The organism is Chryseosolibacter indicum (genome assembly GCF_018598585.1).
Classification (GTDB): domain Bacteria; phylum Bacteroidota; class Bacteroidia; order Cytophagales; family Cyclobacteriaceae; genus Chryseosolibacter; species Chryseosolibacter indicus.
In genome coordinates, this window is record NZ_JAHESD010000021.1 from 25,740 (window position 1) to 52,221 (window position 26,482).

Annotated in this window: 21 protein-coding genes; 1 reads left to right on the plus strand and 20 read right to left on the minus strand. The window is 40.1% G+C overall.

The annotated features are described in order from the left end of the window. Positions 1-23: 23 nt before the first annotated feature. Entirely contained in the window at positions 24-2,969 is a 2,946-nt protein-coding gene (locus KK060_RS11100) for a hypothetical protein (RefSeq protein WP_254153800.1), read from the plus strand. Here the strand turns inward: KK060_RS11100 and KK060_RS11105 are convergent. From KK060_RS11105 to leuD, 20 genes are all read right to left on the minus strand, one after another. Further along, positions 2,966-3,490, minus strand: coding sequence for an SET domain-containing protein (locus tag KK060_RS11105; protein ID WP_254153801.1), 525 nt, complete (start codon positions 3,488-3,490; stop codon positions 2,966-2,968). The genes KK060_RS11100 and KK060_RS11105 overlap by 4 nt on opposite strands. Before the next feature lie 93 nt (positions 3,491-3,583). After that, positions 3,584-4,330: a DUF2490 domain-containing protein gene (locus tag KK060_RS11110; RefSeq protein ID WP_254153802.1), complete on the minus strand. Its 747-nt coding sequence runs from the start codon at positions 4,328-4,330 to the stop codon at positions 3,584-3,586. Between the two features lie 36 nt (positions 4,331-4,366). Continuing rightward, positions 4,367-7,300 carry a TonB-dependent receptor gene (locus tag KK060_RS11115; RefSeq protein WP_254153803.1) on the minus strand — a complete coding sequence of 978 codons (2,934 nt, stop codon included), beginning with the start codon at positions 7,298-7,300 and terminating at the stop codon, positions 4,367-4,369. Positions 7,301-7,475: 175 nt separating this feature from the next. Continuing rightward, a complete protein-coding gene (bcp, locus tag KK060_RS11120; protein ID WP_254153804.1) occupies positions 7,476-7,934 on the minus strand; it encodes a thioredoxin-dependent thiol peroxidase in 459 nt (152 codons plus the stop codon). 93 nt (positions 7,935-8,027) lie between these two features. Continuing rightward, positions 8,028-9,479: a phytoene desaturase family protein gene (locus KK060_RS11125; RefSeq protein ID WP_254153805.1), complete on the minus strand. Its 1,452-nt coding sequence runs from the start codon at positions 9,477-9,479 to the stop codon at positions 8,028-8,030. 103 nt (positions 9,480-9,582) lie between these two features. Continuing rightward, positions 9,583-10,329 (minus strand): hypothetical protein, encoded by a 747-nt coding sequence (locus KK060_RS11130; protein WP_254153806.1) that lies wholly within the window; start codon positions 10,327-10,329, stop codon positions 9,583-9,585. Between the two features lie 52 nt (positions 10,330-10,381). Then, complete coding sequence (locus tag KK060_RS11135; RefSeq protein WP_254153807.1) at positions 10,382-11,146, minus strand: DUF4097 family beta strand repeat-containing protein; 765 nt, start codon at positions 11,144-11,146, stop codon at positions 10,382-10,384. Between the two features lie 20 nt (positions 11,147-11,166). Beyond that, positions 11,167-11,937 (minus strand): DUF4097 family beta strand repeat-containing protein, encoded by a 771-nt coding sequence (locus KK060_RS11140; protein WP_254153808.1) that lies wholly within the window; start codon positions 11,935-11,937, stop codon positions 11,167-11,169. Between the two features lie 45 nt (positions 11,938-11,982). Next, on the minus strand, positions 11,983-12,756 hold the full coding sequence (locus tag KK060_RS11145; RefSeq protein WP_254153809.1) for a HEAT repeat domain-containing protein: 774 nt from the start codon (positions 12,754-12,756) through the stop codon (positions 11,983-11,985). Between the two features lie 36 nt (positions 12,757-12,792). Next, positions 12,793-13,332: an RNA polymerase sigma factor gene (locus KK060_RS11150; RefSeq protein ID WP_254153810.1), complete on the minus strand. Its 540-nt coding sequence runs from the start codon at positions 13,330-13,332 to the stop codon at positions 12,793-12,795. 245 nt (positions 13,333-13,577) lie between these two features. Then, positions 13,578-15,821: a helix-turn-helix domain-containing protein gene (locus tag KK060_RS11155; RefSeq protein WP_254153811.1), complete on the minus strand. Its 2,244-nt coding sequence runs from the start codon at positions 15,819-15,821 to the stop codon at positions 13,578-13,580. Between the two features lie 79 nt (positions 15,822-15,900). Further along, positions 15,901-17,154, minus strand: a complete 1,254-nt coding sequence (gene ilvA, locus KK060_RS11160) for a threonine ammonia-lyase IlvA (protein ID WP_254153812.1) — start codon at positions 17,152-17,154, stop codon at positions 15,901-15,903. Positions 17,155-17,237: 83 nt separating this feature from the next. Further along, positions 17,238-18,308, minus strand: a complete 1,071-nt coding sequence (gene ilvC / locus KK060_RS11165; RefSeq protein ID WP_254153813.1) for a ketol-acid reductoisomerase — start codon at positions 18,306-18,308, stop codon at positions 17,238-17,240. A 108-nt stretch (positions 18,309-18,416) separates the two neighbouring features. After that, positions 18,417-18,710 carry an ACT domain-containing protein gene (locus tag KK060_RS11170; RefSeq protein ID WP_254153814.1) on the minus strand — a complete coding sequence of 98 codons (294 nt, stop codon included), beginning with the start codon at positions 18,708-18,710 and terminating at the stop codon, positions 18,417-18,419. Positions 18,711-18,819: 109 nt separating this feature from the next. Then, positions 18,820-20,577, minus strand: a complete 1,758-nt coding sequence (gene ilvB, locus KK060_RS11175) for a biosynthetic-type acetolactate synthase large subunit (protein ID WP_254153815.1) — start codon at positions 20,575-20,577, stop codon at positions 18,820-18,822. Continuing rightward, positions 20,552-22,168, minus strand: coding sequence for a dihydroxy-acid dehydratase (ilvD, locus tag KK060_RS11180; protein ID WP_254153846.1), 1,617 nt, complete (start codon positions 22,166-22,168; stop codon positions 20,552-20,554). Before ilvD ends, ilvB begins: the two co-directional genes overlap by 26 nt. 136 nt (positions 22,169-22,304) lie before the next feature. Then, positions 22,305-23,192: a branched-chain-amino-acid transaminase gene (gene ilvE, locus KK060_RS11185; RefSeq protein WP_254153816.1), complete on the minus strand. Its 888-nt coding sequence runs from the start codon at positions 23,190-23,192 to the stop codon at positions 22,305-22,307. A gap of 382 nt (positions 23,193-23,574) precedes the next feature. Beyond that, positions 23,575-24,735 carry a 2-isopropylmalate synthase gene (locus tag KK060_RS11190; RefSeq protein ID WP_254153817.1) on the minus strand — a complete coding sequence of 387 codons (1,161 nt, stop codon included), beginning with the start codon at positions 24,733-24,735 and terminating at the stop codon, positions 23,575-23,577. A gap of 35 nt (positions 24,736-24,770) precedes the next feature. Further along, positions 24,771-25,871 carry a 3-isopropylmalate dehydrogenase gene (gene leuB, locus KK060_RS11195; protein WP_254153818.1) on the minus strand — a complete coding sequence of 367 codons (1,101 nt, stop codon included), beginning with the start codon at positions 25,869-25,871 and terminating at the stop codon, positions 24,771-24,773. 9 nt (positions 25,872-25,880) lie between these two features. Continuing rightward, positions 25,881-26,468, minus strand: coding sequence for a 3-isopropylmalate dehydratase small subunit (gene leuD / locus KK060_RS11200; RefSeq protein ID WP_254153819.1), 588 nt, complete (start codon positions 26,466-26,468; stop codon positions 25,881-25,883). Positions 26,469-26,482 lie beyond the last annotated feature (14 nt).

Here is a 26,482-nt window from a genome sequence, read left to right on the forward strand (position 1 = left end):
CAGATTAAAGTAATTAACTGTTCATGCAATCTGTATTCTTCTGGAGAAGCTGGTCAAGCGAGTATCGTATGCTATGGTATATTCTCTCCGGCTTGTTCATTATTTCTCTAATCTTTCTCTGGGCCTTTTATTTTAATGATGGCAACGGCGTTATAGCCTGGGAGAGAATCCAGGAACAGAAGACAATAGAAACAACAGTACATTCTTTCAAGGTTGGTCCATTTACGCTTGCTGTACCAGGAGAAAGTTATGTTATCTTCGAATATTTTGGTGGCGGAGATGTTGTACACAACCAACTTGCCTCCTATGTCTTTTTAGCTGTTGTTATAATTTCATCACTCTTTCTGCTCACCCTTATTACGACCCTTGAAAGGTTCTGGTTTTTAGCAGGCATGAGCTTGTTCATAATTTTCGTTGCTAGTCTGCGTCTCGATGTTCTTTTACTGTTTGGTTTAAGTGGCTCCGTTGTTCCCGCAACTGTAATTGTTATTTATACTGCTATCGGTTATTACTTTAAAAACATTAAAGCATCGGCGTTGTTTTCGTTTAGGTTGATAGTCTTCGCTGTACTTACGTTAATCGTAGGCATAATCATTGCACTTTTTTCGCAGGTGCCGTATCCTATACTTCATTTAGCAGTTACGGCTTATACGCCTGCCCTTATATTAAGTATTCTTTTCATCATTACGGTAGCACACGAAATTCCAGCATCATTTGTCTACATTACAGACCAGGGCGGTACTAACAATGTCAAGCATTTCTCAGTTATAAGTTTCATTTACATTATTAATGTCCTCATCACCTGTTTCCATGAAATGGGAGTAATCAACTGGAACTTCCTTTACATTAATCTTTACTTATTGATAACGCTGTCTGCCATTCTGGGTATCTGGGGATTCATGTTAAGAGAACCCCAATATGAAAACATATTCTCTTTTCATCCTTCAGGAGCATTCTTTATTATTTCCCTGGGTAGTATTTGTTTTATTACCTGCGCGCAACTGCTGGGCAATATGAATGATGCAACCCTTAAAGTTGTTCGCGATTTTATCATCTTCTGCCATGCAGGTTTCGGTATTATCTTCTTCACTTATTTCTTATCCAACTTTTTGCCAGTAATGGCAAGTGGTATTCAGATAAAGCGAATCTTGTACAAACCTCATCGCATGCCGTATTTCACATTTCGCTTTGCTGGCCTTATCGCTTCACTTGCTTTTCTCTTCTATTCTAACTGGCGGGAATATGTGTACCATAGCGTAGCGGGCTTTTACAACTATGTAGCTGATCTTTATACACTTCAGGAAAATGAGTCGTTTGCTCGATCGTTCTATGAACAAAGTAGCAGCCGCGCCTTTGCTAACAACAGGGCAAATTACGTGCTCGGAAAATTGAAAAGTACACGGCTTGACATAGAAGGAGCATACCGCAATTACGAACTGGCAAATACGAGACGCCCAACTGAATTTTCTTTAGTGAACGAAGCAAACCTTCACTTCTGGACTAAAGCCTACTTTGATGGCATCAGGTCACTAAAATCAGCATCAACGAAAATGCCAGGCTCTGCCAGAATCGAAAACAATCTTGGTTATGCTTACGCGAAAGTCCATTCACTTGATTCAGCTTCATACTACCTTAACAGGGCCAGAGAAAATGACCAGGTGAAGTCGTCTGCAGAAACAAACTTTCTGGCCATGGCTGCAGCTGAGTACATCCCTATTAATACCGATTCCGTTGTTCGTATTTTTAACTCAACGTCTGCATCAACTTTAAGTAATTTATTGGCAGTAGCTACTTTATTCGGACAAGCCCTTAAGATAGAAGAAAGACCAAATACGAAAGTTCTGGACTTATACTCGGCCACCTTTTTAAATAATTATATAACCAGAAATGCGAAATCGTTAGATACAGCATTTATAGAAGAAGCCTTTAAAATTGCTTCGGACTCGGTTAATTATGCTTATAGCGAAGCACTGAAGGCCTCTTTAGCCAATGCATATTACCACGAGGGAAATCTGGCAAAAGCACTTGATATTCTTGGTGGCTTAACCTACTCAACCCAAAGTTATAAAGGGAAGTATAATTATATTATGGGCCTGTGGGCTTTAGAGCAAGGAAACCCTCAGGTGGCCTCATCATACTTTAGTCAGGCTGAAACAGCAGACTATAAACATGCAAGGTTTTATAACGCCATTGCATTAACTGAAGCCCGGCGTATCAATGAAGCACTGATAGCATGGGACTCAGTTGCCACTACCGAAGAGCAATCGGTACGAAGCACGGCAACACAAGTGAGGAGAATACTAACACTTTCTGCCACGGAAGCTCTTACATTAGAAGATGGCGATAAGTATCAGTACAGTCGTTATCGTGTTGCGTTAAAAGATACGCTCTTCCTGAAGAGACTAATCAGTACATTTGATAATAATAATTACAAAGCTCAGGCATTGCTGGATGCCGCCCAGCGTTTCTATAATGCAGATCTGTTACCGGAAGCCATTAGCTTTCTTACACAAACACGAGGAATTCAACTTACAGATAAGCGCTTGTTTAATGATATCCGTTACCTTGAATTAAGAATGCTTGCATCAAAAGGTGATTTGCGTACACTTGCAAGGCAAATTAACAAGGGTGTAGAATTTGATAAGGAGCATGAGCTTCAGAAGATGTTATACACTGCATTGCTTGCTGAAAGTAACGGAGATACTACACAGGCAGGGAAGATTTATAATGTACTTGGAAGATTCAATCCATTCTTTGAAGAAGGGGTTCTTGCAGCATCTAACTTCTTTAAGAAACAAGATCCCAAATCGCAACAAACATATAATTTGCTGGTTGATGCTATCTACAGAAATCCTAATTCAATAAAGCTCTTGAAGGCTTACGCCCGAGAAGCTGCAAGACAAGGTTTTGATGAGTATGCTGTTAGCGCAGCACAAAGACTTAATGAATTAGAAAGCGCTCTTCGTTAAGAGGCTTTCTTTTTTACTGTTTTCTTTTTTGTTTTCCCGGCTTTCTGTGTTTTACCAGAAGATTTAGACTTAGCTGCTTCTTTCTTAAGCCTTTCTTTTTCTTCGGTTTTCCAAAGCTTTATATTCTCACGGATTACTTTCCAGTAATCCTTGCCGTAGTCAACAAATATCTCCGCACCAGCAGGTATGTCTTTCTTCGCTTCAATGTAGGCCTTCAATCCATCTAACACATAATCACAATTATTAACCAAGCCCGGTACTTTCGTTAACCCATTAGCATCATTTGCATATCGTGCAAGCGCTTTTGCATAAGGCTTACCATCAATAACATGGTTACGATTTACGTAAAATATATAACCGTTTTTACCGTCTTCATCTTTTACGTCTTTCCAGCTTGAGATTCTGCCCTTGTACTCAACAATACGAGTTCCTTTGGGGATAAATTTCTTGGTAAATAAGCCTTTTCCTGAATTGGGTATAGTTGACTTCTTAACAAATAGTTGCTTTTCCAGTAATGCCATCAGTGAGTAATTAAAAAACTTTATGCCTTTTAGAAAAAGGTGCGTGAAGATATAAGAAATTACTCTTTCGAAAAAACCTTTGGTCAAAGCTTACTACTGTGGCTCTGACTTGTCTCTCCAATCAATATTATGAAATACAAACAAACGAATGGTGTTGCTATGAACAAAATGATTTCCAGGCTCCTGTTGAAAAATATACATATAGCCGAGATGCGCATTAAGATGTGAAGTAAATTGATAGCCTAAGCCAAGAAACAACCGATTCTGATCAAAATAATTGTTGGTGATTTCCTTTCCGGCGTTGATATGAATTTCATCGTTAAAGAAAATAAACGGTGTTTTGGCTACAACCTGATGTCCTTTAAGAGGCAAGGTTAAAGCAAAATTATACCGGAAACGCCAGTTCTTGCTATAATCATTTGTTAACTCTCCATTTGAAACTCTTCTTCTGAATCGGTGTTCAACCCGAAACCATTGCATCAGGTTAAAGTACTTCTTCTTTTCAAACCATTGTATCTGGGCCCAAGGCCTCTGTTCAGGAACATTTGGTGCGGAACCCTGCCCATACCTTGTAACGTAGGCATGACCAATGTTCAGCCTTGCGTTATCAGAGAAATAATAAATGTAAGCCCCCCTTATAATGGTTTGGTTCACCTCGTTCACAAACTCATCGTTTAACCGAAGGTGCAGATCGAGCCACAGACCTGATTTGTCGGTAAACCGTGTTTGATTGAAATAACCCACCCAAGTCATTTCACTGCGATCGGTTGTCTTGACCTGAGCATATAGTGAGATAACAGATAAGATGCCAATGCATGCTATCCATACTATTTTAATCATGTGCGCGTATTAGTTAATCGCTGTAGATATCTTGATTTACTTTGTTAATACCCCATCAACAGTAAGGGAAATATAATAGAGACCACCAATGGTTGGGCCTCCGGCGTATTGAATAAAACGCTTATTAAATATATTGGAACCGCCGACCTTAACTGTAGTTTTTATAGCAGTAAAGCGATAGTTGGCCTGCGCGTCAACAGTACTATAGGATTTAATCTTCCCAGTTACCAACGGACTTTCCCATAAGAATGAATCCTGCCATCTGTATACGACATTAAAGCCGAGATTCTTAACTATTTCCCGATTGCCAAATGAGATGTTTGTTGTCCATTGAGGTGTATTAAAGCCTGTCACAAAAATATCACTAGCGTTATTCTCCTCCATTTCGTTGTAGTTGACATTAGCCGCTACAATAAATTTTTTATAGAAATTGTAGGTGACACCCAAAGCAGAACCAAAGTTATGATATGTGTTTTTTGCATTTGTATAAACGCGATAGCGATCTTGCCCCTGACTTGCTGTGTTACCACCGCTTGCTGTTGTAGCATCACGATTTCGGTCGAGCATGGCAATAACAGCAGCATCTGACCCTACGGTTTCACCTTTTGGAACATAAACCTGCACCTGACCTAAGAACCCTGTATATCTGTTGCTGTAAGCATCAAAATCAAAGGAGAGCTTATTATCGAATAACACACTCTTGTAACCAAATTCAATTGAGTTGATCTTTTCAGGAGTTGCCTTTGGAAGGTTAGCTACTACAAGCAAATTACGATTGGCTAATGCGGCAGCATCTGTATTTCCTTGTGCTGCAACCGCAGCATTAAAGTTAATAACAGAAGCTTGTGTATAACTATTTTCTAGATAGCCCAGGCCTTCATTGATGTAAGAAAGGCTTCCTACTCTTTTTACCCTGCCATTATTAACATAGGACAAAGCTTCAAATAAAGCCGGGAAACGATAGCCCTGCTGATAAGTAACTCTAAGGTTATGATGTTGTTTTAAAGTATAAACTGCAGCAAGGCGCGGTGTAAACTTGAGATCAAATTCAGGATTATAGTCCCCGCGAAGTGAACCAAACAATTTCAATTTTTCATTGAGAAGAGTTTTCGTTACTTGAGCAAACCCTCCAAACTTTTTATAGTGGACATTGTCTCCATAACTACCATCTGCTTTTGGCAAATTCCTCTCCTCGATAGGACGAGAGAAATCTACAAAGTTATTGCCATCAGGAATTATTTGATATATCCGCGCATCCGCACCAATCAGAAGATCAAATACCTGCACTTTTTTAGATAGATCCCATTGTGCTTCTGTATGATACATTCTGCTCTTTTGTATTAAAGCAGCACCACCGGTTTCAGGCGCGTTTGGTATCTGTGCAGATCTTATATCCCAATTGTTGATTAATGTAATTACGTTCTTAAGCGAATCAAAGCGAGGTGTACCAGGAACAGCACGGCTGGCATCCGCCTGTGCCCGTGCATACTGTGTTGCTGCTGCAAGGTTGTCTGATGTTAAAACACCTCCATGTTCGCTTGCATAGGCTGCAAGTGCATTTTTATATTTTGTACCCCAACTGCTATTTGATCCTCCTGTATAAAGATCCATATTATCAGCGAGGGGCTTTACGTTATAAGAGTCTCCTGTATTTTCTACGGACACATAACTTCTCACCAGGTAGTTACTTCCTTTTAATTCCAGTTTGTGGTTTTGTACAATTACATTCTCAAGTCTGATTTTGTTACCTCTTTGAAACACACCATCCATCTGTCCAACGCGGTAGTTATAAGATAACTCCGCATTACCACCAAAGCGATAATGCAGAGAAGCATCGAGTTTAGTATTACTTACTTTGGGACTTACAAGGTCAGTCTCCCAATAACCGGTACGCGCTACGCGCAATGTTTGATTTGCTTTTCCATCAATTGTTAGTCCACTTATGGATACAACATTACTTCCGGCAAGGGCATCATCACCATACTTATTCCAACCATCAAAAGTAGCATTGCTTTCATTCAAAGCAGGAAATGAAGGGTTAGCGCTTTTTAAATTGTTAGGATTTTGATCAAGACGCGTGTTAGATCGCCAATCAACACCTTGCATATACCCTACATTGATTTTAAAAGCAAACTTGTCGTTAATAGCCTTGGCATATCTGATCGCCGATTCTGTAAGGATACTCTGGTCATAATCAGTACCATCTACATGATTAATTCCCGTTTTGTGGTATAGACTCAATCCCTGATACAAGAATGGACTTTTAGTAGTAAGGTTAGCCATACCGTTAATTGCATTCATGCCATACAAAGCAGAGGCAGCACCTGGTGTAATTTCGACACTCTCTATGTCAAGCTCAGTAGGACCGATTGCGTTTCCTAATGGCACCCCCAGTGTAGCCGCCTGCATGTCAACACCGTCTACCAATTGCATAAAACGAAAGTTGTTGGGGATATTAAACCCTCTGGTATTAGGGACTTTAAAAGTTATACTTGACGTAGTCATTTGTACACCTTTTACATTTTCAAGAGCATCATAAAAACTAGGTGCTGGAGTTTCTTTTATAGATCGGAGATCAAGTTTTTCAATTGCTACTGGCGACTTAAGTTCTGATTCTTCAACCCTTGAAGCCGAAACAACAATCTCCTCACCTAACAAGGCACCTTCAACGAGGTTGATATCCAAAATCTGATCAGGAGAAGAAACCGTTATCTCTTGCGTACGATACCCAAGGAATGATACAACCAAGGTGACGGGAAGCTGAACCTTTGATGTTAGGGTATACTTTCCATTAGCATCACTTATGGTACCTAGCACAGTACCCTTGATCGAGATATTTACTCCGGCAACGGGCTCGTCAGTGCTACTATCGGTAACCTTGCCTTTTAAAGTAAAATTAGTTTGAGCCTGAGAAGTTAACGTAAGGCATAATAATAACGCCAGTGAGAGGGATGGGTATAAAACCTTCATAAGTCTATAGTATTGATAGACAAAAGTGTATTCTTTTATCTACAAAATCAATAGACATTAAGGATAACCTCCAAATTTATTATTCTATCGATTGTTTTACATTCCTTGAATAGCCTAGAAATTAAAAAAGGCAGCACATTGGCCACCTTAGTCTCTTTCTGACGATGGTAACTTCTTATTTCAAGATCTGCAATGTATGTTGTTCTGTATCAACATTAGTGATTACCTCTGTTATAACTCCTTTTTCATCAATAAGAAAAGTGGTACGCGCAGTGCCCCAGTATTTTTTGCCATCCTTTTCCTTTTCTACCCAAACACCATATTTCTGATGAATGGATTTATCTGTATCAGCAATAAGCGTGAAAGGTAAAGCATATTTCTCCTGGAAAGCTTTATGAGATGCTTCATCATCAGGACTAACGCCCAGAACAACATAACCAGCTTGTTTTAATACATCTATGTTGTCTCTAAGGTTACATGCTTCTGCAGTACAGCCAGGCGTCTGATCTTTAGGATAAAAATACAATACAACCTTTTTACCTTTATAATCATGCAGGCTTACAGTTTTACCGTCCTGGTTGTTAGAAGTAAAATCAGGAGCAGGAGCTCCTATTTGTAATGCGGTTTGTGCCATTGTACTCATATTTATAAAATACAAAAGAATTATACCTGTTAATTTCATTTCGTACAATTATGACTATCAAGTTAAGCCTTTTCGGCACAAACCTTAAATAGGCGTGGCGTTTTTATGAAATATATCCTTTAATGCGCGTTTCGCAGCATTGTATCCGCACATGCCGTGAACACCACCGCCGGGTGGTGTAGAAGATGAACATATATACAAGCCCTTTGCTGAGGTACGATAAGGAGATAACCTTAAAGCCGGTCGCGTGAACAACTGACCTATTGTTATCGCACCACCATTAATATCCCCACCAATATAATTGGCGTTGTAACTTTCCATTTGCGAAGTATTCATCACACTTCTGCTAAGAATTCTGCTTCTGAATCCAGGAGCAAACCGCTCTATTTGTTTTTCAATTACCTCGGTCATATCTACCGTTGAACCATTGGGCACGTGGCAATAGGCCCATGCAGTATGTTTGCCTTCTGGTGCGCGTGTTGGATCAAACAAACTTTGTTGAGCTAATAGTATAAACGGTTTTTCAGGATGTCCTCCTCTCCATATTTCTTTTTCAGAACCTCTGATTTCTTCGTAGGTGTTTCCAATATGTACCGTTCCTGCATGTCTGGCTTCTGCTGCTGTAAAAGGAATTACATCATCTAATGCCCAGTCTACCTTAAACACGCCCATTCCATATTTATACTTTTCAAGCTGAAACTTATAGAGTGATGAGAATTTATGTCCTGCAATTTGGAGGAGTTGTTTAGGTGTAATGTCAAATAAAACGGCGTGTGACGACGGAAGTTGATCTAATGACTTTACATAAAAATTAGTTTGTATTTGCCCTCCTATTGAAGTGAAGTAGGATGCCAGGGCGTTAGCTATGGATTGCGATCCTCCTTTGGGTATAGGCCATCCTTTGATATGGCCCGCACTCATTAATACCAATGCTATAGCAGACGTTGCAACTTTACTTAATGGCAGAATAGAGTGTGCTGCCATTCCAGCCCAAAGTCCGCGTCCAGCTTTTGTAGAAAAAAGCTGAGCGAGAAAGTCGGCAGGCTGTAATGCCTTTAAACCAAATTTAGCTAAGGCAAATGGATGCTTTGGATAACTTAGTGGACCAAGTATGTCTTTAATTATTGCGTTCCAACTATTTACTACTGGCTTTATAATATGGAGATAAGCCTTCTTATCATTTCTTAACAAGTGCGCAGTATTTTCAATAGAGCTATCGAGTATTGCTGCTGAACCATCATCAAATGGATGCGCTGCTGCAAAGGTTGGAAAGATATATTCAAGTCCGTGCTTCTTTAATGGCAGTGTACTAAAGAAGGGAGACCCAATGGCTAAGGGATGAATAGCAGAACAAATATCATGTTTAAAACCAGGTAGCGTTACTTCTGCAGTACGTAGACCACCTCCTATTGTATCCTTCGCCTCAACAATTAATACCGACAGTCCTGCCTGTTGAAGTGTAATTGCTGCCGCAAGACCGTTAGGTCCGGAGCCTACTACAACTGCATCAAAATCCCTTTTTCCAAGTGTTGCCATTAAAGTCAAAGATACATTTCTTTTTTACTTTCAACTTTAATAAGCGACAGATTAAAAAAGCCGTCTCGAGAAAGACGGCTTTTAAATTTAATGCAATGTAAAATTAATTAGAAGTTGCTTTGCGTATGTATACATTTCCATACTTCGATTCAAACGAATACTTCGGACCTGAGCCAAGCTTAGCGGCAACAACTGTATGGAAGTCACCATTGGTTAAATTGTTCTCTCCAAACTTTACATCAAGATTGGTATAGATGTTTCCATAGTTTGTCTCAGCAGTAACCTCCCCAACTGTTTTCTCAGCCAATGCGGCGTCTACTCCTCCATAGGTTGCCTCTACAGAAAGAGGTCCATCAAACTTCGTTACTTCTACCATTCCATAAATTGATTCGACCTTTGTATCTACATTTCTGGGAACCTTAACTTCTAAAACAATATCTATCTCCGGACCATAAGAGACTGAGTTATATGATCGCCCACGCTCACTTTGGTATTTTTTGAGTGCCGCTTTATCCTTGAAAACAATTTTTTGGCCATCAGTATCCACTACAATACGCACAGGAAGACTTTTTAAATTCTTTATCTCAGATCTGACAGTTACTGTTTTTCCAGTGACAACATTGTCTAAAGTAAAAGCATCGTCATTTTCTCCCTCATTTATACTCACTGTTCCTGTAATCAAAATCTCGTTCTTCTCCCAAGTTGTGACTTTTACAAGTTCAGGATAATCGAAATGCATTACTATGCTTTGTCCATTTTGTAATGGAATCGTTTTATTAATTGCTGTTTGAGCAAATGTCGCACAACAAACAAGCATTATTAACTGTGTTATGAATATCCAGCTTTTCATAAAGTTTTAAAATTAAAAGCATCCGATGCTTAATAACCGGATGCCTCTTATGTTACTTCTTTCTTAAATATACATTGTTATGCGTTGAAGAGAGATTAATTTCAATACCTCCTCCATTTATCTTCCCGCTGAATTGATCGCTGTAGCGAACCATATCCCCTTTAGTATCCATTTCAATTTTTAATTCCGGTGCAACAAATAACTCACCCCAGGTAGTAGACAATTTAAGAGAAGCCTTTACTGTGCCAGGTAGGGTAACATCAATGGGTCCATGAACAGATACCATCGAGATGGGATTCTTCAGATTTTCACCTAACACTGCATCAATGTCACCATGCACACTTTTAATGTTTAATGGACCTGTTACATTTTCAAGATTAATTCCATTATGAACGGTAGATACCTCGACTTCATTCTCAATATTTTTTAGGTTAAAATCCTGCCCGTGGGGAGATGTATGATTATAAGAAATGACAACACCCTTTGGAACCTTGATTGTAATCTGAGGCCCATCCATTTTCTTAAGCTGCCGCACTTCAATTACATCGCCCTTTGTTTGAACGGATAGCCCAAGCCCGGTATTGTCTTCTAAACCCATGCTGCTTACAGCTCTTAGTCCTTTTGCACGCTCGTCATTTTCCCTGATATTACTCCGCGAACTAAAAACTATTTCATTACCTGTTGTTCCTTCAATAGATACATTATTTACTTCAACTATGTTAAGCCTTCCTGAAGTTTTAGACACCTTATATTCCTGCGCGAATACCGTACTTGATAATACCAGTACAACTACTCCAACTATTACCTTTTTATACATAACTTTTCTTTTAAATATTATTAAATCTTTCTTCTCAGGTAGACCTTACCATAGTTTGCGCTAAGATCAATATTTAAGCCTCCCCCATTGATTTTACCACTAACCTTATCGCTATAGCTAACCATGGATCCTTGCTTATCGATATCAATCTTAAACTCCGGTGCTACCAATATTTCACCGTAAGATGTACTAAGCTTTAAATTTGCTTTTGTTGTTTCCGGTAAAGACACATCTACGTGACCATATATAGACACTATCGATATAGGATCTTTAATTACTGATTCTAATACTGCGTCCACGCTGCCATAAATTGTTTTGGCTGTTATAGGGCCAGTAACATTTTTAAGCTCAACGTTATTGTACTGCGCTGATATTTCTATTTCATTGGGAAGATTAATAAACCTTGCAGTGCTTCCATATTGTGATTCGTGCTGATAGGAAACTATTACCCCTTTTGGAACAAGAATCTTAATGTCTGGAGAGGTGGTTTTCTTTAGCTGAAGAACCTCAATTACGTCACCTTTTGTTGTTACATTGACCCCAAGCCCAGTGTTGTCTTCCAAACCAAGGCTAGTTACAGTTCTTAAGCCTTCAGCGCGCTTATCCTTCTCATGACGATTATTGGTAGATGAAAATATAATCTCATTTCCATTATGACCTTCAACTGTTACCCGACCCAGATGTATCTCAAGTCGACCAGAATTTTTTGATATTTTAAATTCCTGCGCGAGTAATTCAAACTCAGAACAGAATGCTAGTATTACAATAATTATTGTTAATTTCTTTTTCATTTTCAATGTTATTTAACCTTACTACTTAACCTATATTACAAGCTTTCATGAAAGTTTCATTATTCCTGAGTATGCCTCATCCTTTACAACCTGCATCGTTTCAGTATCATTTACCATCTTTTGTAAATCCTTGATGACTGCTTTCTCTTTCATTTTTACCATCAACTGAATCAGTGCAATCTGAACCAAGGGATCTTTCTGCGTTTCCAGAGATTGTATGAGTACACTTCTTACTTTAGCATCATCACTAAAGTTGCTTAACGCATCTAATGCTGCCAGCCTCACATTAGAATTTGGATCTTCATTCATTGCTTTAACTAGAGCCCTCACAATCTCATCGTCAGCTTTGTTCATGTTAAGCGCAACATTCACGCCTTGCATCCGCTGACTGGCTGAAGTGCTATTATCAAGCATAGACATCATCATTAGTTTCGTTGCCTTCATCTCATTCTCTATAGCTAAAAGGCGTTGCTGTTGTTCATTTTTCTCACTGATCCAAAAACCAATTCCACAACCCAAAACAAGTAACGCTACCGCTGCGGCCGCCCTGTAAAACATTGGTTGAAAAATTATTGTCTTTGCTTTTTTTGAAGCCTTTACTTCTTCACCAAGCATAGCTTCAAAATTGTATTTCAACTTTTCACTTGGCTCTAGTCGGGAAGCACCATCCATTATCTCGATTACTTCTTTGAGCTCTTCATATAATCTGTAAGCCTCGGCGTTATCCACCAACTCCTGCTCTACTCTACGCCGATCAGTTGAGTTTAATCTATTATCTATATAATCAATAATGAGGCTTTCTAATTTTTCTCTTTCCATACTTAACTTTAGGGATTAACCCCGAATTAATTGCTACTATATTCTTTCCAGTTCGAAGTAATACTCTTTTAGTTTAAGGATCGAACGATGCACCTTTACTTTAATGTTGGCGACTGTAGTATCCATGATGGCAGCAACTTCTTCATACTTCATATGTTGAAATCTCGTTAACACCAACAACTCCCGCTGCTCTTCAGTAAGCTTAGCCATACACTGATGAAGCAGTTTTTCCTTTTCATCTATGTCTTCCGCTTCATTGTAATCAGCCATGTAATCGCTTACTTTTTCTACTTCTATGAACCCCGTGATTTTATTTTTGCTGGATTGATAATGGTCTGAGAACACATTTCTTGCTACCTGATAAATCCATGACATGAACCGTGAACCTTCACGATAGCTTTGCCTGTATTTGATAATCCGCAGGAATACATTTTGCGTAAGATCTTCTGCCAATTCACGATCGCGTGTCATCTGGGCCAGAAAATTAAAGATGCGCTTATGATACCGCTCGAAAAGCAAGGTTGCCTGCTGAAGATTTCCGTCTTTAACGGCTTCCATTATCGATTCGTCGGTCATTCAAGTCTTCAGTTTAGTGCCTTTTGCTTACTTTAATTTTTCGGTTTTGACCGGGTTTAGTATTCCGTATCATTCAATCCGTGTTAGTTACCGGACAATGGTATGTAGGTTACAAAATAAGTTAAAGTTTTTTCTAAAGGCTGAATTTGAGGGAGTTAATAATAGGAGCAGAAAGCTTAAAAGCACAAAGCAGAAGGTGGAAAAGCTTTAGTAAAGGTTAGGTAATAGCAAATTAATTACCTTGATCAGTCAGATTTGCTCATTTCAGTATGGGCTACCACCGCCTTCAAAACACCATATCCGTACCTGCCATTCAGTTTCTCAAACAACTCCTTTAAAGTAAATTCTTGGGGAAGAGTGGTAATGGCCTCGCTTACTTCCCGAACTGTTTCGTCATCTGCAAGTGTTGAAATAGGTATAGCGCCCGACGCCACGCCCTTCGCCAGATGACCTTCAATTGTTGATACAGCGAGTTGTCGTTGCGCAGCGATCTCCGTAACAGTCATTCCGCTCTTCAGGAGTTCAAGGCTTATATCGTAAGTACTCTTTTCTGAGGTTTTATCTTTCTTGGCCTTCTTTTCCTTCTTGGTCTTCTTTTGCTCTTTCACTGATATTTCAGGCATTAACTTCCTGATTTCTTCCATCATCAGGGATCGCTTTGCAGTGCTTTGTACTTTGAGTTGCTCTACATCGATGTTTTCTTTCCCATTAAGAATAGCCTCGGTTAGTACCAGCACTTTGTCTAGCTCGTCCAGTTTCCTTGTAAATGCCACATCAAGTTCTGTCAGCTGATTGACATATGTTTTTACTCGTTTATGCTGATGCATCTCATGCTGGTGCAATACCAATGTTTTTAATTTTTCAGCGAGCAGCGTTTTGTAATAGTCACTCCCCTTTCTAAGGCGTTCAACTAACAATCCATGATCTGAAAGCAAACCTGCAAGCTGTCGTCTATACTTTACTGTATTCTCTTTTTCAGCATCAAGAGCATTAGCTATCGGCTGAAGAACACTTTTAACGCCGTCTTTATGTGCTCCCGTTTCATTATTCCTAATGGTATAGTGAAGGTCTCTTGCAAGAGATGAAAAGTCGAATGTCTGTTCTATTAACTGCACGAGAAAGCCATGCTGCCTCTCTTTAATGACCTCATTTAACCGGTCTGGTTGGTGATTCTCCTTAACAAAGCTTACGATCTGCTTATCCGTGCTGATGGTCGTTGATTGTATCTTTGCTCGTAGCACAAGTCCATCTAATGTCCGAAGCCTGGATAGTGCCACATATACTTGTCCGTCTGCAAAAGCCTGACCAACATCAATTATAGCCTTATCAAAAGTTAATCCCTGACTTTTATGTACTGTAATTGCCCATGCCAGCTTGATCGGAAATTGCTCAAATGAACCGACTACTTCTTCATCAAGCTCTAGGTTATCCTTCTGCAACGCGTATTTTTTATTCTCCCATCGCTCGCGCTTAAGTTTGTAACGTGTACTTGTTCCGGCCAGCTCAACCCAAACATCGTTCCCGTTAATTTCTTTTACCGTAGCCAGTTTTCCATTGTAGTAATTTCCTTCCGGGTCGTTCCTTACAAACATAATTTGTGCTCCAACCTTTAATTCTATACGTTCAAGCACCGGGTACATACCTTCAGGAAATTCACCTTCAACATTGGCTACAAAGAAATGTGACTTTCCTGGCAATGATTGTAATGCCTTTGAGTTTAATTCATCCGCTTTAAAGTTATGGGTAGTAAGAGTTATAACCTCTTCTAATGCCTCGATTTCAGAAGGTGTATGGTAATACCTGTTTAAGGTATCAATATCCTGTTGGGTAACGGTGTTGTCCCGCAGGTTATTCAGCAGATTAATAAAAGTCTCGTCATGCTGCCGATAGATTTTATCAAACTCAATAAAAACCAGTTGAACCTGCTCCAATGCTTTAGCCTCATAGAACCATGGCGATTTATAGTACCTGTTGAGTACTGATTCTTCTCCTCGCTTTACTACCGGAGGTAATTGATAAAGGTCGCCAATAAAAAGAACCTGTACTCCGCCAAAGCTTTCCCTGAAATTTCCACGGGCAGCCCTCATCCTATAGTCAATGGCATCAAGCAAATCAGCTCGTAACATGCTTACCTCATCAATAACAAGAAGGTCAATTGAACGAAGTACCTGTTTGCGGGCACCGTTTAGAGGATGATTTCGTGCAAGTGTATTTTGTGTATAGCATGGAACCGATTCCGAATGCTCTCCGTGTAGGGAACGATCAGGAATAAACGTTCCAAGGGGTAAAAGAAACTGGGAGTGAATAGTAACACCACCCGCATTTAACGCTGCAATACCCGTAGGAGCAACAACAATAAAGCTTTTGTGGGTTATTTTTTCAAGGTTCTTGAGAAAGGTAGTCTTCCCTGTCCCTGCTTTACCGGTAATGAACAGGTGACTGCGGGTAGTATTAATAAACCTTTTGGCGACAACCTGGAATCCTTCCATACTGCAAAGTAAAAAAGAATTGCATATCAAGTCCATCGTATAGAAAACGAAGGACTAAAACAAGACCATGGAAATCCGCTTACACGAGATACTCGAACAGGTTCTCGTTCTGGTTTACTAATGTATAATTCAACTTATAGCTATTCATTCGTTCGATAAGGGCATTGAAATCGTCTCGAGATTTCACTTCAATACCAATTAATGCAGGACCAGTTTCTTTGTTGTGCTTCTGAATAAATTCAAAACGTACAATATCATCATTGGGCCCGAGGATATGATTAACGAACTCTTTTAGTGCACCAGGACGTTGAGCAAAGCGAACGATGAAGTAATGCTTAAGGCCTTCATAAAGTAAAGAACGTTCTTTGATCTCTTGCATCCGGTCAATGTCGTTATTTCCACCACTAACAATGCACACCACTCTTTTGCCTTTTATCTTGTCAGCATATTGTTCAAGAGAGGCAATGGACAAAGCTCCTGCAGGCTCTGCTACAATGGCATCTTCATTATATAACTGAAGAATTGTTGAGCTCACTTTTCCTTCCGGCACAAGAAGCATATCAGAGATAAGATCTTTCGAAAGTTCGAACGTAAGATCGCCAACTTTCTTCACGGACGCACCATCAACAAAACGCTGAATTTTATCCAGCACCACTGGCTTCCCTGCCTTAAGTGCTTCTTTCATAGAAGGAGCTCCTTGTGGCTCAACACCAACGATTTTTGTATTCGGTGAATAGGTCTTGAAGTATTGGCCCACACCAGCACAAAGCCCGCCGCCGCCTATTGGAACGAATATAAAATCGATACCGGATAACTCATCCAATATTTCCTTTCCTACGGTGGCCTGTCCTTCAATAACCTTGATGTGGTCAAATGGAGGAATGAAAACCATGTTGTTGGCAAGGGTAAATTCAACAGCATGTGCCTGGCATTCATCAAACGTATCACCAATCAATACAATTTCGATGTTTTCACCACCAAACATCTTCACTTGGTTGATCTTTTGTTTGGGTGTAATAGCAGGCATGTAAATCACGCCTTTAATGTTAAGGTTCTTACACGAGAAAGCAACTCCCTGCGCATGATTACCAGCGCTCGCGCAAACAACACCACGATTACGTTGTTCTTCTGACAAGCTTTGAATCAGATTATATGCACCGCGAATTTTATATGAACGGACAACCTGAAGGTCTTCACGCTTCAGGTAAATCTCTGCTTTAAATTTTTCAGAAAGCTTTGCATGAAATTGCAACGGAGTTTTAAGTGCAACATTCTTCAATGCATAAGCAGCTGCATTAACATTTAAAGTTTGGCTTGTGGCGTTTGTTATCATTGCTATCGTATTCAATCTACACGTATCCTTAGATGAAAAACCCTCTCCTTAATGACGGAGAGGGGAGTTTCGTTTTTGATTGTTTAGTTTATCATGCTCGCTTCGACCTGTTGTTTTTCTGGTCTTAACTTTCTTACGGCTGCACCTGCCTGCCAAAGTTCGCTTTCACGAAGTTCTTTCAGTTCTTCAGCTAGCTTCTCACGATAATCAGGCTTGCTACATGTTTCTATCGTACGTTTTGCTTCCTGGCCTGAAGCTACACTTTGGTATAACTCCTGAAATACAGGCAGCGTTGCTGCTTTAAATCTCTTCTTCCAATCTAACGCACCCCGTTGTGCTGTAGTTGAACAGTTAGCATACATCCAGTCCATGCCATTTTCAGCTACCAATGGCATTAAACTTTGCGTAAGTTCTTCAACTGTTTCGTTAAATGCTTCAGAAGGTGTGTGACCATTAGCACGTAACACTTCATATTGTGCTTCAAAAATTCCAGCAATAGCACCCATTAGCGTTCCGCGTTCACCACTTAAATCAGAAAATACTTCTTTCTTGAAATCAGTTTCAAAAAGATATCCTGATCCCACTCCGATACCTAAAGCAATTGCTTTCTCTTTTGCTTTTCCTGTAGCGTCCTGGAATACAGCATAACTTGCATTGATACCTTTACCCTGAAGGAATAATCTGCGTACAGATGTACCTGATCCTTTAGGAGCCGCTAATACAACATCAATATCAGCAGGAGGAATGATACCTGTTTGTTCTTTAAAAGTAATTCCGAAACCGTGAGAGAAATATAATGTCTTACCTTTAGTTAAATAAGGCTTTAATGTAGGCCAAAGTGCAATCTGCCCTGCATCCGATAGAAGGAATTCGATTACCGTACCTCGTTTTGCAGCTTCTTCTATTTCGAAGAGTGTTTCGCCAGGAACCCAGCCGTGTTCAACTGCCTTATCCCATGTTTTAGAACCCTTACGTTGCCCTACAATTACATTGAACCCGTTATCACGAAGATTCAGAGCTTGTGCTGGGCCTTGCACCCCATATCCAATAATTGCAATAACTTCATTTTTAAGAACAGCCAGGGCTTTATCCATAGGAAATTCTTCCCGTGTAACTACATCTTCAATAACGCCTCCAAAATTGATCTTTGCCATACTTTTTGTTTAATATTTCAGGTTTATGTTAAGTGTTCATTCTTTTTCTGGTATTCGCAGTTTAAGGTTTAGTTATCCTCGAACATGGAATCTTAACCCTTGAACTAATTAAGCTACTTGCTTATTCGTTCTTTCGCTAAGCGCGTAATAGTGATTACTACCTTCGTAATATAGCGCACTCTCTACTTCAATACACTTCTCCAATTGATGTTTTACTTTCTCCACCATGTCCTGAGTCGTATATATAAGCAGGATAGCTCCTCCTCGCGTAAAATCCTCTTCGTTTTCGGTAGCGATGAGTTTTTTAATTCTCACGCGCCTCCGGTTCAATACATTCACAATGCGATTTAAGATCGAGAAGTTATTGTCCGCTGCAATCTCAAGTGTGAATTCCTGTTTCATATCGTTCTACTTTAGTATTATTCTTAACCTATCTTTATCAGTAATCTGCACCCTATATTCCGGCCCATCTTTTCCTCAATACAATTGCTCACTGCATTTTGCCTACTGCCTACTTTTTTACAGGTGCTTCCAACATAACATCCGATACGCATCCCCCAGCGGGTACCATAGGAAAAACGTTATCTTCTTTTCCTACAACAGCTTCAAGGAAGTATGGGCCTTTCGCATCGAGCATTTCCTGTATTGCTGATTTAAGATCACCACGTTGTTCTACTTTGCGTGCAGGTATATTGTATGCTTCAGCAAGCTTTATAAAGTCAGGATTCACCATCTCGGTAAATGAGTACCGCTTTTCATGGAAGAGTTGCTGCCATTGGCGCACCATACCCAAGAAGCTGTTGTTCAACACGAGAATTTTCACTGGTATTTTATACTGCATGATTGTTCCTAACTCTTGAACAGTCATCTGATAACCTCCATCCCCAATAACTGCTATTACCTGTTTCTGAGGAGCTCCAAGTTTCGCTCCCATTGCTGCAGGAAGTGCAAATCCCATAGTACCTGCCCCACCTGACGTTACATTTGAGCGTGGATTAGTGTATTTATAATAACGGGAAGTAACCATCTGGTGCTGGCCTACATCGGTTACAACAACGGCTTCTCCTTTTGTAATATTTGATAAAAGGTTGATTACTTCTCCCATCGTTAACTTATCAGCAGGGTTGCATTCCTTATGGATCACTTTATCATACTCAACTTTATTAAGAGTATGAAAACTTTGAATCCATTGGTCATGCTTTCCAGGATTGCAATAGCCAACCAGAGCCTGAAGTGCTTCTTTGGCATCGGCGTGAATAGAAACTTCAGTTTTTATAATCTTATCAATCTCGGCTTTGTCGATATCAATGTGAATAACCTTTGCCTGAGGGGCATACATCTTCACGTTGCCTGTTACACGGTCGTCGAAGCGCATACCAATGGCTATCAATACATCGCACTGGTTGGTGTTAACGTTGGGTCCGTAGTTACCGTGCATACCGAGATACCCAACGTAATTAATATGATTCGCGGGAAAGCTACCTAGGCCAAGCAACGTACAGGCGACTGGTATTCCTGTTTTTTCAGAAAGTGCTTTAAGTTCTTCTGTAGCGCCTGATAACAAGACTCCCTGCCCTGCAAGTATGTAAGGCTTCTTTGCCTGATTTATTAGTTCAGCTGCAGCCTTTACGTTATTGAGCTGAAGTACAGGCTTTGGCTTATATGTACGAATACTATCGCACTTCCTATACTCCGGTTCCTCAATAAGCTCGTTTTGCGCATTCTTGGTAATATCGATTAACACAGGTCCCGGCCTTCCTGTAGTAGCAATGTAGAATGCTTTTGCTACAGCATCGGCAATGTCCTTAGCTTCTGTTACCTGTATATTCCATTTGGTAACAGGAATTGTGGTGTTAACCACATCGGTTTCCTGAAAGGCATCGGTTCCTAACAAATGAGCGAACACCTGCCCGGTAATACAAACAATGGGAGTTGAATCGATCAGCGCATCGGCAAGACCGGTAACAAGATTTGTTGCTCCAGGACCCGATGTTGCAAAAACAACGCCTGGCTTACCTGACACTCTTGCAAAACCCTGCGCAGCATGAATAGCGCCTTGCTCATGTCTTACCAGCACGTGATTTAATCTGTCTGCGTAATGATATAGTGCATCATACACAGGCATAATAGCACCTCCAGGATAACCAAATATTGTTTCTACATTCTGAGCAATCAGACTGCGAAGCAATATCTCCGATCCGGAAATCTGTTTTCGAGGCTGTTTATCAGTCTCTGCTTTTTTCTCACTCTTCGTCAGTAACGCATCCATCAGCAGCAGTTTTTACTTGTTTAGCATACTTTAATAAAATTCCACTCTTAACATTCAGATTTGGAGCTTTCCATGTTGCTCTTCTTTTTGCTATCGTGGCTTCATCAACCAAAAGGTTGATTTTGTTATTCTGAATATCAATTTCTATAACATCATTATCTTCAACGAGCGCAATTAATCCGCCGTCAAAAGCTTCCGGTGTAATATGGCCTACGACAAAGCCGTGTGTTCCTCCAGAAAATCTTCCGTCTGTTATGAGGGCTACGCTCTTACCGAGCCCTGTTCCCATAATTGCTGAAGTTGGCTTCAACATTTCTGGCATTCCAGGTGCACCTTTAGGTCCAACATAGCGGATCACGACAACGTCTCCGGCCTGTACTCTACGTTCCTGGATACCTTTAATTAGTTCAAACTCCCCGTTAAAAACACGTGCTGGGCCCGTAAACTTCTCACCTTCTTTGCCCGTAATCTTTGCCACTGATCCTTGCTCTGCAAGGTTTCCATAAAGGATCTGAAGGTGACCTGTTTCTTTAATCGGTTTTTCTAATGGAAGAATTACATCCTGTGTGCTGAAATCAAGGTCTTTAGCATTGGCAAGATTTTCTGCTATTGTCTTTCCGGTAACGGTGAGGCAATCGCCATGAAGAAAACCTTTCTTCAACAAGTACTTCATCACAGCAGGAACCCCACCATGGCGGTGAAGCTCATTCATTAAATATTTTCCGCTAGGTTTTAAATCAGCGATCAATGGCGTCTTATCTGATATCTTCTGGAAGTCATCCTGAGTTATTGAAACTCCGGCAGATTTTGCCATTGCAATAAGGTGAAGCACGGCATTCGTTGACCCGCCTAACGCCACCACTACGGTAATGGCATTTTCAAAAGCCTTTCTTGTCATGATATCGCGAGGTTTAATATCATGTTTAAGAAGGTGATAGATAGCTTTTCCGGCTTGCTGGCATTCTTCCGATTTATCCTTGCTTAACGCAGGATTAGAAGAACTGTAAGGTAACGCCATTCCTAGTGCTTCAATGGCTGATGCCATCGTATTAGCCGTATACATACCACCGCAAGCTCCCGCACCAGGACAAGCATTTTGTATAACACCTTTAAAATCCTCAGGCGTAATGGTCCCCGCTATTTTCTGGCCCAATGCCTCAAAAGCAGAAATAATATTAAGTTCCTGTCCTTTCCAATGTCCTCCTGCTATAGATCCACCATACACCATAATGGCAGGTCTGTTTAAGCGGCCCATGGCAATTAATGCACCAGGCATATTTTTATCACAACCCACAACGGCAATTAAACCATCATAATATTGCGCACCACATACTGTTTCAATGGAGTCCGCGATTACTTCACGACTTACCAACGAGTAGCGCATACCTTCTGTGCCGTTACTCATGCCATCACTTACACCAATTGTGTGGAACATCAGGCCAACAAGCTCATTATCCCACACGGCGGTCTTAACTTCTTCAGCAAGTTTATTAAGATGCATATTGCAGGTATTGCCATCATAGCCTGTGCTTACTATACCCACCTGTGCTTTTTGTAAATCTGTTTCCGTTAATCCAATCCCATAGAACATAGCCTGCGCTGCCGGCAGTGTGGGATCTTGTGTTAATGTTTTACTATACTTATTCAATCTCTACCTTGTTTATTATAACTACTTATCATTAACCAACCTTCGCTACTACTAATGACTATTGCCTAATAACCATTGACTATATAATCACATAACTAAATGACTTCTCTAACACCTGACACTTGTAGGCTTCCTGTACAATAGCGCCCAGGCTATCTTTCCATTCCTTTTTAAATGTATTGGCATCTATCGATTCAATACCAGCGATCTCCACTGCAGTGCCACAGAGAAAAGCACTGTCTGCAGTTTCCAGTTCATGTGGGTTGATTTGTTTCTCAACTACTGGAATATCAAGTTCGCGGCAAATATTAAGTACAACCTGGCGGGTAATGCTTGGAAAAATATGCCCGAGCGAAGGCGTATACAGAACACCATCTTTTTCCATAAAGAAATTAGCTGCAGGTGCCGCTGCCACATTACCGTTCATGTCTAACAATAATGCTTCATCATACCCTCTTACTTTTGCTTCGCTTGTCGCGAGAATTCCATTTACATAATGTCCGCAAACTTTTGCTTCTACTTTTATAGATGCAGGATTAGGACGCTGATAAGATGAAACACAAAGCTTCAATAATTGGTCACCATGATATTTCGCCCACTTCCATGTGCAGATCATCAGGTAAACATCTTTCGGCGTTGAGAGATACATATTAGGCCCGCAGTATGCCAGTGGACGTACATAAGCATCGGTAAGATTATTTTTTTCGAGAAGCTGATAAGAAATGTTAGTTAATTCTTCTGAATCATAGTCGAGGTTAATACTAATGGAAGCACAGCTATTCTTTAAACGTTCAAAATGCTCGTATGCTTTAAATAACTTCACACCGTTTTGAGTCTGGTAAGCACGAATTCCTTCAAACGCTCCAAAGCCGTAATGTAACGATTGGCTATAGAGGTCGGTGTGTGCATCAACGGCTTTGATGAACTTACCATTTAAGAAGAGAACCGTGTCTTTTGTGTAATACATAATTTACAACTGTTAGTTTGTTCTAGTGTATATAAAACAAAACCGCCCCGAGGCTGTCGGGGCGGTCATTTATCTTATTATCTAAATCTTATACCATTTTCGCCCCGGCAGGTTTTATTCCTACGAGAATGACGATAATTAGCACAGAACCTATATTTCCTACGATTGCACCGTAGATAAACTGACTTGATAAAGTTATTAACTTCCTCATATTGTTCTGCGTGAGTACAATTGTCACAAATTATAAACTAGAATTCAAGAAAACACAGGAAAAAATTTTGTTTGCAAACGAATGTTAGTAACAAGACAGCGCTATTGCTAAAACAAAAAAGGGAATGGGCTGTCTGCCCATCCCCCTTGATTTATCCGTTACAGGTAATACCTATTTAACAAGGATAGGCATTTGCCCCATCAATGCTATCAGATCTTCGTTTTCAACTTTCTTCTTCTCGTCAGCTATTATTAAGAAATGTTCATAGATTGTATCAAGCTCGGTCTTGCTGGGTTGATATCCCAATAGTTCCAACCTGTGTTTTAATGCAGCACGACCACTTCTTGCTGTAAGAATAATAGACGAACAAGGAACTCCAACCTGGTCAGGGCTAATGATCTCATAATTCTCAGGATTCTTTAAAAATCCATCCTGATGAATACCAGAAGAATGCGCAAAAGCATTTGCACCTACAATTGCCTTGTTGGGCTGAACAGGCATACGCATCATCTCAGAGATCATCGTGCTGATAGCATAGATCCTTTCTGATTTGATATTGGTATGTAAGTTAAGATCCTTATGTGTGTTGATAATCATTGCTACTTCTTCAAGAGAAGTGTTACCCGCACGCTCTCCTATACCGTTAATAGTTACCTCTGCCTGTCTCGCTCCATTCATTAATCCTGCCATCGTATTTGCAGTAGCCAAACCAAGATCGTTATGACAGTGAACAGAAATAGTAGCCTTATGAATGTTCTTTACATTTTCAAATAAATATTGAATTCGCTTTCCATATAGATGCGGCAGGCAATAACCTGTGGTATCCGGAATATTAACAACATCTGCTCCTGCTGCTATTACAGCCTCAACCATTTGTGCAAGAAACGCAAGATCAGCACGACCTGAATCTTCTGCAAAAAATTCCACCTCTGCATTCTTACTCTTCGCATATTGAACTGCCCAAACACCTTGTTCAAGCACCTTCTCTCTACTGCTATTGAATTTGTGTTTGATATGGATATCAGAAGAACCTATACCAGTGTGAATACGCGGATTTTTCGCGTAACGTAAAGCCTCAGCTGCCACGTCTATATCGTCTTTCTTAGACCTCGTAAGGGCACACACGATAACCTCATTTACAGCCTTGGAGATTTCAATAACTGAAAGGAAATCACCTGGGCTTGATATTGGAAACCCGGCTTCAATTACATCTACCCCTAGCAGTTCCAGCTCACGCGCAACTGTAATTTTCTCATCGGTCGAAAGCTGGCACCCTGGCACTTGTTCGCCATCGCGTAACGTAGTATCGAATATTTGAATTTTTTGGCTCATTTCGTTTCGTTTATTTATTAACGCTGATGTTTCTACTATCGATTGACATCTATGGAGGTTATTATTCTCACTTGATTACTGATAACGTTACCCATTACCTCAGTTCCAAGAATTTTCTCAAGTGCAGTTGAACTATCTGCTATATCTTTTGTCCTATATCCTTCCTGCAATGTCTTTTCAACAGCCTTTATCACTGTTTCAGACTCTTCTTTTAATCCAAATGATATATCCAGAAGTAGAGCTGCTGAAAGAATAGAAGCTAGCGGATTGGCTATCCCTTTGCCCGTAATGTCATGTGCACTGCCATGTATAGGTTCATATAATCCTACTTTGTCTCCTACCGAAGCTGAAGCCAGCATACCCATAGACCCCGCAATCTGAGATGCTTCATCAGTAAGGATATCACCAAATAAGTTTCCTGTAAGCACAACATCAAAACTTCTTGGGTTTTGAATTAACTTCATTGCCGCAGCATCAACAAACATGTGCTCAACAGTAACATCGGGATATTCTTTTGCTACCTCCTGAACAACGGCTCTCCATAACCGGGAGCTTTCAAGCACATTTGCCTTATCAACAGATGTTACCTTATTCTTTCTTGTCTGGGCTGCCTTAAATGCTTTATGCGCAATTCTTTCTACTTCAAACTTTGAGTAGATCATTGTATCATAAGCAGTCTCATTATTGTTTTTACGGCCACGCTCACCAAAGTATACGTCGCCAGTAAGTTCGCGGAAGAATAAGATATCTGCACCTCTCAATATTTCAGGTTTAATACTCGAAGCTTCAAGAAGCTCATCAAAAAGTTTAATAGGACGAAGGTTAGCATACAACCCAAGTTCCTTTCGCATTTTAAGAAGGCCTTGCTCTGGTCTTACTTTTAGTGTAGGATCATTATCATACTTCGGATGTCCAACTGCACCAAAAAGAATGGCATCGGTATTTTTCAATTTGGTAAGTGTCTCTTCAGGAAGCGGATCTCCGGTTGATTCAATAGCATCATGACCAATAACTGCGTAGTCAAACACAAATTCATGACCAAAACATTCTGCTATTTGCTCTAATACTTTTTTGCCGCAGGCAGTAACTTCTTTACCGATTCCGTCTCCAGGCAGTATGGTAATCTTCTTCTTCATGCTTAGAACTTAGTGTGTTAATTCAAATTGTTTAATATCATCACGTAAACTGATCAGGTAGTCGATATCGTCGTATCCGTTCATCAGGCATGTCTTCTTATAAGCATTGATGTCGAAGCTTTCTGATGATCCGTCTTCCAGCACTACCTGTTGTTTTGTAAGATCTACTGTGATTATTGTTGAAGGATTTTTTTCTATGAACTGAAAAATTTTCTTAAGAAATGTGTCTGATACCTGTACAGGAAGTAAGGCGTTATTTAACGCATTATTTTTAAAAATATCTGCAAAGAAGCTTGAGATAACTACACGAAAACCACCATCATATATTGCCCATGCTGCGTGTTCGCGACTGCTTCCGCAACCAAAATTCTTTCCCGCTACAAGTATTTTACCCGAATAGGTCGTATTGTTAAGTACAAAATCTGCTTTAGGATTTCCATCCGCATCATAGCGCCAGTCACGAAACAGGTTTTCACCAAAACCTTCTCGTGTAGTGGCTTTTAAAAAACGCGCAGGAATAATCTGATCCGTATCAATATTCTCTATAGCTAGAGGAACTGCTGTACTTTTTAATGTTGTGAATTTTTCTTTACTCATTGTAACGTAGCCGT

Excerpts from the sequence above, each read along its gene's own strand:
- ilvD (WP_254153846.1), bottom strand. The coding sequence starts at position 22,168 with ATGTTCTATGGGATTGGATTAACGGAAACAGATTTACAAAAAGCACAG.
- leuB (WP_254153818.1), bottom strand. The coding sequence starts at position 25,871 with ATGAAGAAGAAGATTACCATACTGCCTGGAGACGGAATCGGTAAAGAA.
- ilvE (WP_254153816.1), bottom strand. The coding sequence starts at position 23,192 with ATGTATTACACAAAAGACACGGTTCTCTTCTTAAATGGTAAGTTCATC.
- KK060_RS11155 (WP_254153811.1), bottom strand. The coding sequence starts at position 15,821 with ATGGAAGGATTCCAGGTTGTCGCCAAAAGGTTTATTAATACTACCCGC.
- KK060_RS11130 (WP_254153806.1), bottom strand. The coding sequence starts at position 10,329 with ATGAAAAGCTGGATATTCATAACACAGTTAATAATGCTTGTTTGTTGT.
- KK060_RS11190 (WP_254153817.1), bottom strand. The coding sequence starts at position 24,735 with ATGAGCCAAAAAATTCAAATATTCGATACTACGTTACGCGATGGCGAA.
- ilvC (WP_254153813.1), bottom strand. The coding sequence starts at position 18,308 with ATGGCAAAGATCAATTTTGGAGGCGTTATTGAAGATGTAGTTACACGG.
- ilvB (WP_254153815.1), bottom strand. The coding sequence starts at position 20,577 with ATGGATGCGTTACTGACGAAGAGTGAGAAAAAAGCAGAGACTGATAAA.
- KK060_RS11150 (WP_254153810.1), bottom strand. The coding sequence starts at position 13,332 with ATGACCGACGAATCGATAATGGAAGCCGTTAAAGACGGAAATCTTCAG.
- KK060_RS11125 (WP_254153805.1), bottom strand. The coding sequence starts at position 9,479 with ATGGCAACACTTGGAAAAAGGGATTTTGATGCAGTTGTAGTAGGCTCC.
- KK060_RS11110 (WP_254153802.1), bottom strand. The coding sequence starts at position 4,330 with ATGATTAAAATAGTATGGATAGCATGCATTGGCATCTTATCTGTTATC.
- KK060_RS11145 (WP_254153809.1), bottom strand. The coding sequence starts at position 12,756 with ATGGAAAGAGAAAAATTAGAAAGCCTCATTATTGATTATATAGATAAT.
- leuD (WP_254153819.1), bottom strand. The coding sequence starts at position 26,468 with ATGAGTAAAGAAAAATTCACAACATTAAAAAGTACAGCAGTTCCTCTA.
- ilvA (WP_254153812.1), bottom strand. The coding sequence starts at position 17,154 with ATGATAACAAACGCCACAAGCCAAACTTTAAATGTTAATGCAGCTGCT.
- KK060_RS11105 (WP_254153801.1), bottom strand. The coding sequence starts at position 3,490 with ATGGCATTACTGGAAAAGCAACTATTTGTTAAGAAGTCAACTATACCC.
- KK060_RS11100 (WP_254153800.1), top strand. The coding sequence starts at position 24 with ATGCAATCTGTATTCTTCTGGAGAAGCTGGTCAAGCGAGTATCGTATG.
- KK060_RS11115 (WP_254153803.1), bottom strand. The coding sequence starts at position 7,300 with ATGAAGGTTTTATACCCATCCCTCTCACTGGCGTTATTATTATGCCTT.
- KK060_RS11135 (WP_254153807.1), bottom strand. The coding sequence starts at position 11,146 with ATGTATAAAAAGGTAATAGTTGGAGTAGTTGTACTGGTATTATCAAGT.
- KK060_RS11170 (WP_254153814.1), bottom strand. The coding sequence starts at position 18,710 with ATGAAACAGGAATTCACACTTGAGATTGCAGCGGACAATAACTTCTCG.
- KK060_RS11140 (WP_254153808.1), bottom strand. The coding sequence starts at position 11,937 with ATGAAAAAGAAATTAACAATAATTATTGTAATACTAGCATTCTGTTCT.
- bcp (WP_254153804.1), bottom strand. The coding sequence starts at position 7,934 with ATGGCACAAACCGCATTACAAATAGGAGCTCCTGCTCCTGATTTTACT.